The sequence below is a fragment of the Bordetella sputigena genome (genome assembly GCF_965137885.1).
GTDB lineage: Bacteria > Pseudomonadota > Gammaproteobacteria > Burkholderiales > Burkholderiaceae_B > Bordetella_C > Bordetella_C sputigena.
Genome location: NZ_CBCSCA010000002.1, coordinates 583,440 through 594,722, shown reverse-complemented (window position 1 = coordinate 594,722; position 11,283 = coordinate 583,440). Strand labels below are relative to the sequence as shown.

11 protein-coding genes are annotated in these 11,283 nt (G+C 64.2%); 4 read left to right on the top strand and 7 right to left on the bottom strand.

What is annotated here, in order from left to right:
• The first annotated feature begins 264 nt into the window (after nucleotides 1–264).
• The gene (locus ACNA0R_RS05930) at nucleotides 265–1,590 is read left to right on the top strand and encodes a dicarboxylate/amino acid:cation symporter (RefSeq protein WP_415825007.1); all 1,326 of its coding nucleotides are present in this window, start codon (nucleotides 265–267) and stop codon (nucleotides 1,588–1,590) included.
• 70 nt (nucleotides 1,591–1,660) lie between these two features.
• Here the strand turns inward: ACNA0R_RS05930 and ACNA0R_RS05925 are convergent, their stop codons facing one another.
• From ACNA0R_RS05925 to ACNA0R_RS05895, 7 genes are all read right to left on the bottom strand, one after another.
• Nucleotides 1,661–2,278 carry a Maf family protein gene (locus ACNA0R_RS05925; protein ID WP_415825006.1) on the bottom strand — a complete coding sequence of 206 codons (618 nt, stop codon included), beginning with the start codon at nucleotides 2,276–2,278 and terminating at the stop codon, nucleotides 1,661–1,663.
• An 84-nt stretch (nucleotides 2,279–2,362) separates the two neighbouring features.
• Nucleotides 2,363–2,833: a 23S rRNA (pseudouridine(1915)-N(3))-methyltransferase RlmH gene (gene rlmH, locus ACNA0R_RS05920; protein WP_415825005.1), complete on the bottom strand. Its 471-nt coding sequence runs from the start codon at nucleotides 2,831–2,833 to the stop codon at nucleotides 2,363–2,365.
• A gap of 55 nt (nucleotides 2,834–2,888) precedes the next feature.
• Entirely contained in the window at nucleotides 2,889–3,284 is a 396-nt protein-coding gene (gene rsfS, locus ACNA0R_RS05915) for a ribosome silencing factor (RefSeq protein ID WP_415825004.1), read from the bottom strand.
• Between the two features lie 102 nt (nucleotides 3,285–3,386).
• Nucleotides 3,387–3,977 (bottom strand): nicotinate (nicotinamide) nucleotide adenylyltransferase, encoded by a 591-nt coding sequence (gene nadD, locus ACNA0R_RS05910; RefSeq protein ID WP_415825003.1) that lies wholly within the window; start codon nucleotides 3,975–3,977, stop codon nucleotides 3,387–3,389.
• Nucleotides 3,974–4,909 carry an oxygen-dependent coproporphyrinogen oxidase gene (gene hemF / locus ACNA0R_RS05905; protein WP_415825002.1) on the bottom strand — a complete coding sequence of 312 codons (936 nt, stop codon included), beginning with the start codon at nucleotides 4,907–4,909 and terminating at the stop codon, nucleotides 3,974–3,976. Before hemF ends, nadD begins: the two co-directional genes overlap by 4 nt.
• On the bottom strand, nucleotides 4,910–6,214 hold the full coding sequence (gene purD, locus ACNA0R_RS05900) for a phosphoribosylamine--glycine ligase (RefSeq protein ID WP_415825001.1): 1,305 nt from the start codon (nucleotides 6,212–6,214) through the stop codon (nucleotides 4,910–4,912).
• A 99-nt stretch (nucleotides 6,215–6,313) separates the two neighbouring features.
• The gene (locus tag ACNA0R_RS05895) at nucleotides 6,314–7,048 is read right to left on the bottom strand and encodes a YebC/PmpR family DNA-binding transcriptional regulator (RefSeq protein ID WP_415825000.1); all 735 of its coding nucleotides are present in this window, start codon (nucleotides 7,046–7,048) and stop codon (nucleotides 6,314–6,316) included.
• A gap of 149 nt (nucleotides 7,049–7,197) precedes the next feature.
• Between ACNA0R_RS05895 and ACNA0R_RS05890 the strand changes: the two genes are divergently transcribed.
• The 3 genes from ACNA0R_RS05890 to ACNA0R_RS05880 all read left to right on the top strand — a co-directional run bounded on the left by ACNA0R_RS05890 (nucleotide 7,198) and on the right by ACNA0R_RS05880 (nucleotide 11,264).
• Nucleotides 7,198–8,769: a helicase HerA-like domain-containing protein gene (locus tag ACNA0R_RS05890; RefSeq protein ID WP_415824999.1), complete on the top strand. Its 1,572-nt coding sequence runs from the start codon at nucleotides 7,198–7,200 to the stop codon at nucleotides 8,767–8,769.
• Between the two features lie 78 nt (nucleotides 8,770–8,847).
• Nucleotides 8,848–9,915 carry a tartrate dehydrogenase gene (locus ACNA0R_RS05885; RefSeq protein ID WP_415824998.1) on the top strand — a complete coding sequence of 356 codons (1,068 nt, stop codon included), beginning with the start codon at nucleotides 8,848–8,850 and terminating at the stop codon, nucleotides 9,913–9,915.
• 428 nt (nucleotides 9,916–10,343) lie between these two features.
• On the top strand, nucleotides 10,344–11,264 hold the full coding sequence (locus ACNA0R_RS05880) for a hypothetical protein (protein ID WP_415824997.1): 921 nt from the start codon (nucleotides 10,344–10,346) through the stop codon (nucleotides 11,262–11,264).
• The last annotated feature ends 19 nt before the right edge of the window (nucleotides 11,265–11,283 follow it).

Here is an 11,283-nt window from a genome sequence, read left to right as displayed (position 1 = left end):
CCGAACAGGACAGTGAAACGCCTTCGCGCCGATGATAGTGGACGGACGTCTGTGAAAGTAGGTCATCGTCAGGCTCTTATCCCCAAAACCCCGCTGCCCATGCAGCGGGGTTTTGCTTTTGCATCGACGGTTTTATGGAATACAGTTTTCCGGCGACATCGCGGCGGGTATGACGCATGAAGTGCGATAATCCGCCAATGCACGGCCTCAGCATGTGCTCGCGGTCGGTATGACGCCAGACGGCAGAAAATAAGTGGATGAGCAATGATCGAAATTGATCAAGACGCGGTACCGCGGAAGCAGAAGTTCTATCAAATCCTTTATGTCCAGGTGATAGTCGCCATCGTCATCGGCATACTCCTGGGGTACTACAAACCCGACACCGCGGAGGCCATGCGGCCCCTGGGTGACGGTTTCATCAAGCTGGTCAAACTGATCATCGCGCCGGTTATCTTCCTGACCGTCAGTACCGGCATCGCCGGCATGAACGACCTCAAGCGCGTCGGACGCGTCGCCGGCAAGGCTTTCGCGTACTTCCTGGTGTTCTCGACCATCGCGCTGATTGTGGGCATGCTGGTCAGCCACGTCGTGCAGCCGGGCGCCGGCATGCACGTGAACCCGCAGACCCTGGACAACAAGGCCGTGGCGGACTATGTCACCAAGGCCCACGACTCCACGGTCACGGGTTTCCTGATGAACGTGATCCCCAGCTCGCTGGCGGGGCCTTTCGTCACCGGCGATATTCTGCAGGTGCTGTTCGTGTCCGTGCTGTTCGGCGTAGCCCTCGCGCTGGTCGGCGAGCGCGGCAAGCCGATACTGAATTTCCTCAACGCGCTGGCGCACCCGATTTTCAAGATGGTGGCCATCCTGATGCGCGCCGCGCCTATCGGCGCCTTCGGTGCGATGGCGTTCACCATCGGCAAGTACGGGATTAAATCCGTACTCAATCTGGCGGCGCTCGTCGGTACTTTCTATGCCACCGCCATCCTGTTTGTGCTGGTCGTGTTGGGCGCCGTCGCGCGCTACAACGGTTTCTCCATTATCAAGCTGGTGCGCTACATCCGCGAGGAGTTGCTGCTCGTGCTGGGCACCAGCTCATCGGAAGCCGCGCTACCCAGCCTGATGCAGAAAATGGAACGCGCGGGTTGCTCGAAGTCCGTGGTGGGCCTGGTCGTGCCTACCGGCTATTCCTTCAATCTGGACGGCACCAACATCTACATGACCATGGCGGCGCTGTTCATCGCGCAGGCTTGCGATATCCATCTGTCGCTGGGCGACCAGATATTGCTGCTGCTGGTGGCCATGCTCAGTTCCAAGGGCGCGGCTGGCGTGACGGGTTCCGGCTTTATCACATTGGCCGCAACGCTCTCGGTGGTGCCCAGCCTGCCGATCGCCGGCATGGCTTTGATCCTGGGCGTGGATCGTTTCATGTCCGAATGCCGCGCGCTGACAAATCTGGTCGGCAATGCGACGGCCTCCGTGGTGGTAGCCCGTTGGGAAGGTCAGCTGGACAAGGCGGCGCTGGATGCCGCACTGAATGGACATCCGGCTCCCCCTCCGGTGGCGCAACCCGCCGTCGCGGGTCGCTGACGCTTTATCGCCGGCTTTCGACTTGCGCCGACATGCCTCGATGCCTGATGGCGTCGAGGCATTCTGCTTTTCAGGGCAGGACGATATCGACCCGGCGCAGCAACGCCGCGGTTTCAAACAAGGGCAATCCCATCACGCCGGTGTAGCTGCCTTCTATCCGTTCGATGAAGGCGGCCGCCAACCCCTGTATCCCATAGGCGCCTGCTTTCCCATAGGGTTCGCCGCTATCGCAGTAACGCGCGATTTCGTCGGCCGCAAGCGCGCGCATACGCACCTGGGTAACCGAGACCTTCTCATGCAGCCGGTCATGCGCGGCCAGCGCAATGGCGGTATGGACCTCGTGGCACGATCCCGACAGGCGGCTGAGCATCTCGATGGCATGATCGCGGTCCGCTGGTTTGCCCAGTACATCGCCGTCCAGAATAACCGTGGTATCGGCGGCGAGCAGCGGCAGCGCCGGCAAGCCCTGCGTACGCCTATGGTTTTCCCCGCGCACGGCTTTCTCGCGCGCCGTCCGGCGGACATAATCCGCCGCCGGTTCGCCCGCGTGCCTCGGCTCGTCTTCGCCCGGCGGCGCCGGCACGTCCAGCACCCGGTGCGCCAAACCCATCTGGTTCAGCAGCTCGCGGCGGCGTGGGCTGGCCGACGCAAGATATAGACGTGGATAGGGATGGGAATCGGCTGGCATGGCGTGCAAGTGAAATGCGTAGGCAAGTGAATGCGCAGGCAGGGATGGCGCGGCGCCTGGACCCGGCCGGCGACACGGGACGGTTCAGGCGCGATGATACGGGTGATTCGTCAGGATCGCCCAGGCCCGATAGAGCTGCTCGGCCAGCAGCACGCGCACCATGGGGTGGGGCAGTGTCAACGACGACAGTCGGATCAGGCCATCGCAGGAAGACTTCAGCGCCGCGTCCAATCCGTCGGGCCCACCCACCACAAAGGCGACGTCGCGCCCCAGTCCGCGCCATTGCTCCAGGTTCTTGGAAAGCGCGGCCGTAGTCAGGTCGCGACCTCGCTCATCCAGCGCAATTCGCAGTGCGCCGGATGGAGTGGCTGCTTCAATGCGTTTGGCCTCCGCGGCCATCATCTGCGCCGGTGTCTTGCCGCTGGTGCGCGGTTCCGGCTTGATCTCCCGCAGCTCCAGCGCGCAATCGGGCGGCAGGCGGCGTGCGTAGTCGTCCCACGCCGTTTCCACCCAGCCAGGCATGCGGTTGCCGACAGCGATAACAATCAGCTTCACGGGTTCAGGGGTCGGACGCCGGCAGTCGCTTCGTCATGTGCCCGGCGCCGTGGCCTCAAAGATCGTCTTCGTCGTAGGTCGCGCCGGATAACACCGTACGCGAGGATTGCGGCAATAACTTGACGCGCACCGGTTTTCCGCCCCAGATTTCTTCCAGGTTGTAGTACTCGCGGATCGCCGGCTGCATGACGTGCACGACGATGTCGCCCAGGTCGACGACCACCCATTCGCCAGTGTCTTCCCCTTCGACCGTGACGGACAATTTCAGGGCGCGGCCGCGATCGGCCACGCTGGAGGCCAGCGCACGGGTCTGCCGGTTCGACGTGGCGCTGGCAATGACGACACGGTCGAACAGACTGGTTAAATGCGTGACGTTGAAGATCTTGATGTCCTGCGCCTTGACGTCCTCTAGGGCGTCAATAACGGCGCGCTGCAATTTCTGTATTTCCATGTCGCAACTATAACCCCCGGTCGTGGGTTTCGGGGTGCACGGATGCCGCTACATCGTGGGAACCGGTGTTCGCACACGACACACGCGCCGCTGGGGGCGCGCTCAGTCACGGTAGAGCTGATGGGTCCGGATATATCGGTAAACCGTCTCTGGCAACATGCCGTCCACCGGCAAACCGTGTGCCAGGCGGTCGCGGATGGCCGAGGCGGAGACCGGGATCTCCGCGAAGGGCAAAATCTCTACGCGCCGGCCTTGAGCGGCCAGGAGATCTTGCAGGGCCGGCGGCGGATCCAGCGGGGTTCCCGGACGCGTCGCCACGGCGAGATCCACCCGATCGGCGATGGTTTGCCAATCGCGCCACGTACAAAAGTTGGCCAGCTGGTCCGATCCCAACAGCCACACATAACGGTGCCCGGCGGGCAAGGCGCTGACGGTGTCGACGGTATAGGTGGGGCCGCCGCGATCGATTTCGGCGGTGTTCAGCGCGATGTCCGGCTCATCGGCAATCGCCAGGCGAACCATCTCGCAGCGTTGCGCGGCAGTTGCCTGCAGCGGTTGCCGCTGCCAGGGCGCGGCAGCGGGAATCAGTTGGACCTGCGACAGGTCGAGTTCATGCAGCGCGGCACGTGCCAGCGCGATATGGGCGACATGGATGGGATCGAAGCTTCCGCCGAGCAGGCCTATGCGTTTCAAAGCCAATCCCGTGGCACGAGAAATCCTGCCAGCGCGGCTTCCGGCGTCCCGGGTTCGGGCTTCCAGTCATATCGCCAGTTGGCGACGGGCGGCATGGACAGCAGGATGGATTCGGTACGGCCGCCGGATTGCAGGCCGAACAGCGTTCCGCGGTCGTAGACCAGATTGAATTCAACGTAGCGGCCCCGGCGATAGGCCTGGAAGGAACGCTCGCGTTCGCCATACGGCTCGTTGTTGCGCAGCTCTACGATAGGGATGTAGGCAGGCAGGAAGGCGTCGCCGACGTCGCGCACCAGCGAAAAGCAGGCATCGAAGCCCGGCTCGGCCAGGTCATCGAAGAATATGCCGCCGATGCCACGGGCTTCGCCGCGATGCTTCAGGTAGAAATACTCGTCGCACCACTTCTTGAAGCGCGGATAGTACTCGTCGCCATGCGCGGCGAGCGCGTCGCGGCAGGTGCGGTGGAAGTGCCGCGCATCGTCTTCGAAGGCGTAGTAAGGCGTCAGGTCCATGCCGCCGCCAAACCAGTAAGCCGAGGTTTCGCCGCTGTGGCGCGCGGGCGCGACGAACAGCCGCACATTCATGTGCACGGTAGGCACATAGGGGTTGCGCGGATGGATGACCAGGGACACGCCCATCGCCTGCCAGGGCCGGCCGGCCAGGTCCGGCCGCCGGGCGCTGGCCGAAGGCGGCAGGTTGCTGCCCATCACGTGACTGAACAGCACGGCGGCGCGTTCGAAGACGCGGCCGCCTTCCAGCATGCGCGACACACCGCCGCCGCCTTCCGCCCGTTCCCAGGTATCCGTGCGGAATGCGGTGCCATCCACCTGTTCCAGGCCGGCGACGATGCGCGCCTGCAGGTTGGCAAAATAGTCCCGCGCCGATTCGACGGCGGATTCGAAGGAAAGCAGGGAGGCAGGTTCGGCGTTCATTTAGGTATTCGTCTTCGGTTTGGGCGGTACGCGCTTGAGGGCGCGCCAGCCGATATCGGTACGGTACTGGCGGCCATCGAACGCGATACGATCCACGGTTTCGTACGCGCGTTCGCGCGCCATGCGCACCGAATCCCCAAGGGCCGTTACGCACAGGACGCGTCCGCCTGTGGTCTTGACCTGATCACCGTCCAGGCGCGTGGCGGCATGGAAGACCATGCAGTCCGCGGCGTCTTCCGGCAAGCCGGAGATCACATCCCCGGTTCGAGGCGTGCCGGGGTAATTGTGCGCCGCGAGCACCACGCCCAGGGCGGTGCGCCGGTCCCAGACGATGTCCGCCTGGTTCAGCGTGCCGGCGATTGCATGTTCCACTACATCGACAAAGTCGCTTTTGATCCGCATCATGATCGGCTGCGTTTCCGGATCGCCCATGCGGCAGTTGTATTCCAGGACTTTGATGGGACGGTCCGGATCGTCGCCCGGCGCGATCATCAGGCCGGCGTACAGAAAGCCGGTGTAGGGCAACCCGTCGCGCGCCATGCCCTGCACCGTGGGCAGGATGACTTCGCGCATGATGCGGTGATGCAGCTCCGGCGTCACGACGGGCGCCGGCGAGTAGGCGCCCATGCCGCCGGTATTGGGACCCTGGTCGCCATCCTGCAGCCGCTTGTGGTCCTGGCTGGTGGCCAGCGCCAGCACGTTGCGTCCGTCGACCATGACGATGAAGCTGGCTTCTTCGCCTTGCAGGCATTCCTCGATCACGACGCGCGCGCCGGCTGCTCCCAGCGAACCGTCCCCCAGCATGGCGTCCACCGCCGCGTGCGCTTCGTCGACGCTGGTGGCGACCACGACGCCTTTGCCGGCGGCCAGGCCATCGGCTTTGATGACGATGGGCGCGCCTTCCTGGTCGATATACGCATGCGCCAGCGCCGGGTCGGTGAAGGTCTGGTAGCGGGCGGTGGGGATGTTGTGCCGCACCATGAAGGCCTTGGCGTAGTCCTTGGAGCTTTCCAGCTGGGCGGCCGCCTTGGTGGGACCGAAAATCTTCAGGCCGCGGGCGCGGAACACGTCCACGACGCCAGCGGCCAGGGGAGCTTCGGGGCCCACCACCGTCAGCGATACGCCTTCACGCTGGACGAAGTCGGCCAATTCTTCCGCGTTGGTCAGGGCGATGTTCTGCAGGCTGTCGTGCTGCGTGCCGCCGTTGCCGGGGGCCACGAATACTTTGTGCACGCGTGGCGACTGCGCCAACCGCCACGCGAGGGCATGTTCGCGGCCGCCCGAGCCGATAACCAGGAGTTTCATAATGAATGGGGTAGGTGGATAAACGCGCAAGGAGTGCGCCGTGAGCGGCCGCAACGGCGCCCGGCAAGGTGGGACCCGCGCATGGCGGGTCCGGAAGCATCAGGCGTCGGTTTCATCGAGGACGGCGGTGGTGTAGACCTCCTGCACGTCGTCCAGCCCTTCCAGGGCGTCGAGCAGCTTTTGCATCTTGACGGCGTCCTCGCCGGTGAGCTCGGTTTCGTTCAAGGCTTTCATGATGACGCCGTCCATTTCCGCCTTCAAGCCGGCCGCCTCGAAGGCCTGCCGCAAAGCAGCATAGTCGGCCGGAGCGCAGATGACCTCGATCACGCCTTCGCCGTCCGTCAGGACGTCTTCCGCGCCGGCTTCCAATGCGGTTTCCATGACTTTGTCTTCCGGCGTGCCGGGAGCGAAGATGAACTGGCCGCAGTGCTTGAACATGAAGGCGACGGAGCCTTCCTGGCCGAGATTCCCGCCGTTCTTGGAGAACGCATGGCGCACTTCGGCCACTGTGCGGGTGCGGTTGTCCGTCATGCAATCGACGATCACCGCCGCGCCGCCCACGCCGTAGCCTTCGTAGCGCACTTCTTCGTAGTTGTCGCCGTCCGCGCCCCCGGCGCCGCGCTGGATCGCGCGCTGGATATTGTCCTTGGGCATGTTGGCGTCGGTGGCCTTGTCCCAGGCCAGCCGCAGGCGCGGGTTGCTTTCCGGATCGGCACCGCCCGCCCGCGCGGCAACGGTGATTTCACGGATGATCTTGGTCCACAGCTTGCCGCGCTTGGCGTCCTGGCGGCCCTTGCGGTGCTGAATATTGGCCCATTTACTGTGTCCGGCCATGGCTTTCCGAATAAGGTTGAGGCAAAGACGGCCATTTTACCGTGCCGTCCCCTTGCGGTGCTGCTTGCGTGTTGCGTCGTTGCACGGCGCGGCGGAGAATGCCCGGGCAGCCCGGGCCTGGGCCGCGCCATATTCAACGGGAGACCGCCATGCCAGATACCGCCTCATCGCCGCCAGCCCTGCGGGTTGCACGGCACGATGGCCAGGACCTGGGGCTGCTGCCCGGCCTGGCCAATCGGCACGGCTGCATCACGGGCGCCACCGGCACCGGCAAGACCGTCACGCTGCAGGTGCTGGCCGAGCAGTTCTCGCGCATCGGCACGCCGGTCTTCCTGGCCGATGTCAAAGGCGACCTGACCGGTATCTCGCAGGCCGGCGCGTCCAGCCCCAAGCTGCGCCAGCGCCTGGAGGCGCTGGGCCTGGACGAACCGGCCTGGGGCGCCGCGCCGGCCGTCCTCTGGGACGTGTTCGGGCAGCAGGGCCACCCGGTGCGTGCCACCGTTTCGGACCTGGGGCCGCTTTTGCTGTCCCGCATGCTGGAGCTCAACGACACGCAGGAAGGCGTGCTTTCCATGGTCTTCAAGGTCGCCGACGACGAAGGCCTGCTGTTGCTGGACCTGAAAGACTTGCGGGCGATGCTGCAGGACGTCGCGGACCGCGCCGCCGAGCTGAAGACGCGCTACGGCAACGTGTCGGCCGCGACCGTGGGCGCTATCCAGCGTGGCCTGCTGCGCCTGGAGTCGCAAGGGGCCGACGCCTTCTTCGGCGAACCGATGCTGGACATTGCCGACCTCATGCGCGTGGACGGCGACGGCCGCGGCATCGTCAACATCCTGGCGGCGGACAAGCTGATGCAGGCGCCGCGGTTGTACGCCATTTTCCTGCTTTGGCTGCTGGCCGAGCTCTATGAAACGCTGCCTGAAGTCGGCGATCCGGAAAAGCCGCGCCTGGTGTTTTTCTTCGACGAGGCCCACCTGCTGTTCGAGGACGCGCCCAAAGCGCTGCTGGACAGGATCGAGCAGGTCGTCCGGCTGGTCCGGTCCAAGGGGGTGGGGGTGTACTTCGTGACGCAGAACCCCCTGGATATTCCGGAAACCGTTCTGGGACAGCTGGGCAACCGCATCCAGCACGGCCTGCGCGCATTCACGCCGCGCGATCAGAAGGCGGTGCGCACGGCGGCGCAAACCATGCGGGCAAATCCGCGACTGGATCTGGAGCGGGCCATTACGGAGCTGGCCGTGGGCGAGGCCTTGATTTCGCTGCTGGACGAAAAAGGGCGTCCCGGCGTCACGCAGCGCGCCTGGATCGCGCCGCCCGCCAGCCGCATCGGACCCGCCACGGCCGCGGAGCGCGAGGCCCTGCGCGCGGCCTCCCCGATGAAAGGAAAATATGAGCACGCGGTGGATAGAGACTCGGCTTATGAGGTCCTGGCCGGCCGCGCGGCCAAGCCCGCCGGTCCGGCGGATTCGCCGGACCGGCCGGATAACCGGCGCGGCATTCCACGCGCGGAGCCCGGGCGGCGCACCGAAGGCGGCGCGCCGCCCGAAAGCGGCGGCGGACTGATGGGTGGACTGAACGACGTCCTGTTCGGTTCCACCGGCCCGCGTGGCGGCCGCCGCGACGGCGTGGTGCAGACCATGGCGAAAACCGCGATGCGCTCGGTCGCTCGAGAACTGGTGCGAGGCGTACTGGGTTCTTTGCTGGGTTCGCGGCGCCGCTGACCCAGCCGCCCGCGCTTTGGTCGATAATGGGCGGACCTGACCACATCAACGACAACACATTCATCATGGAGACCCGGCGTGGCTAAAAAACACAGGATCGCGGTAATTCCCGGCGACGGTATTGGTAAAGAGGTAGTCCCCGAAGGCTTGCGCGTGCTGGACGCCGCCGCCGCAAAGTTCGGCATCGAATTCCAGTGGGACCATTTTGACTGGAGCTGCGATTACTACGCCAAACACGGCAAGATGATGCCGGACGACTGGGCCACCCAGATCGGCGGTCACGAGGCCATCTTCTTCGGCGCGATCGGCTGGCCCGACGCGGTGCCCGACCACGAAGCCTTGTGGGGTTCGCTGTTCCGGTTCCGGCGCGATTTCGACCAGTACATCAATCTGCGTCCGGTCCGCCTGATGCCGGGCGTGGTTTCGCCCCTCGCCAACCGCAAGCCGGGTGACATCGATTTCTTTATCGTCCGCGAAAATACGGAAGGGGAGTATTCCAACAGCGGCGGCAAGCTGTTCGCCGGCACCGAGCGTGAAGTCGTTATCCAGGAAAGCGTCTTCACCCGCGTCGGCGCGGAACGCGTCCTGAAGTTCGCCTTCGAGTTGGCGCGCAAGCGGGGCAAGCACCTGACGGCGGCCACCAAGTCCAACGGCATTTCCATTTCCATGCCGTGGTGGGATGAGCGGGTTGCCGAAATGGGACAGCGCTATCCGGACGTGCGCTGGGACAAGTACCACATCGACATCCTGTGCGCCCACTTCGTCCAGCGGCCGGATATGTTCGACGTTGTCGTGGCATCCAACCTGTTCGGCGACATCCTTTCCGATCTGGGGCCCGCGTGCACCGGGACCATCGGCATCGCGCCGTCCGCCAATCTGAATCCGGAGCGCAAATTCCCCTCGCTGTTCGAGCCGGTCCACGGGTCGGCGCCCGATATCTACGGCAAAGGTATCGCCAATCCCATCGGCCAGATCTGGAGCGGTGCGCTGATGCTGGATTTCCTGGGCTATCCGGAAGCTTCCGCCGCCGTGGTCGCGGCGATCGAACATGTGCTGGCGAACGGGCCGCGCACCCCGGATATGAAGGGGCAGGCACGCACGCAGGACGTGGGCCGTGCGGTGGCGGAACGATTGATGTCCCAGTAAGCATCCTCGGGGCATCGTGGGCGCGGAAATTACGGGTACAGCAAGCAAATGTAAATATTCCGCCTGAGGATGTTCCGCCGGCATCAGGGGACGATCCATGCTATGGTTACGCCGTCCCTTTTTTTCGGCGGCTCAGGCTCCGCGCCTTCCGACTCGTCGGTCAGAACTTTGTAAATTCCTGCGGAATTTCAAACTATTGACGGCTGCGCGAAGGTATAGTTTGACTACGGTCGAGTACGGAACTCCGTGCTACGTCCCCTGTACTTCCAGATAGCGCTGTACATTTTTGTACCTTTGCGCCCTCACGTTCGAGTTTGGCATTGTTATCTTCCACAAGTTTGGCTGCCGACAACGCGGATTCCCTGGTTGCGGGGAAGGCGCCACTGCTTCCCGAAGGCGGTAGCGTTGCTGTCGCCGGCGATGGCACGGTGGGTGACAAGCCGCTTGACCGCTTCTGGCGCAAGTTCTACACGCTGTTCCGCAGCCGCCGCATGCAGCACAACCGCCATCTGTGGCCCTATGTGTCCATAGGCCGCGATGAGCGGGGCGCGATCAATGCGTTTTCGGCGTTCCGCCATGCCGTTCCCGTTACGCCGTTGCAGGACGCCTTCGATGAGCGCCACGACACCGTACACGTGATTCTCAGCGGCCCTTCCGTGGCGGAAATCCAGTACGACAAGCTGCCGATACAGGCGGCGATGGGTGTCAACGGATCGATTTCCCTGGCGCGCCAGTTCGATATCCCGTTCCGCTACTACTGCGTGATCGACCAGAACTTCGTGCGCCGCCGCATCGACCTGATGCGCGAGGTTGTCGAACGCGATCTGACTTTATTCGTCACGCCGGACGTGCTGCGCTACATGGTGCAAGGCATGCCCTGGCCGGAGCGCTACCGCTGCCGCATCTGTGTGATCGAAGTCGTGTCCGAACGCGCTTATCTGCCGCATTTCAATCCGGACGAACTCTCCGCCATGGCCCAGGCAAACCCGGCGCTGTCGCTGTTCGACTCGCAGCGTTCGCTGGGCTATAGCTTCGACCTGGCCAGCGGCGTGTTCGACGCCGACACGGTTGCCTATGCCGCGTTGCAAATCCTCGTGGCGGGAGGCGTCGGCCGTATCTACATGCACGGCCTGGACCTGGGATTTTCCGGGGCGCGCCGCTTCTACAAGGAAGCCCAGCCGGAGAACAGCCGCCTGGTGCGCAATTTCGATCGACTGATCGAGCCGTCCTTTTCCCACGCGGCCGCCTTGCTGAAGGCGCGCGGCGTCGACGTGTTCAATCTGTCGCTCAACAGCGCCTTGCCGGATCGCATCATGCCCAAGCTGGACTGGCGGACGCTGGTTTCCTGAATTCCCCTGGAATGAAAAG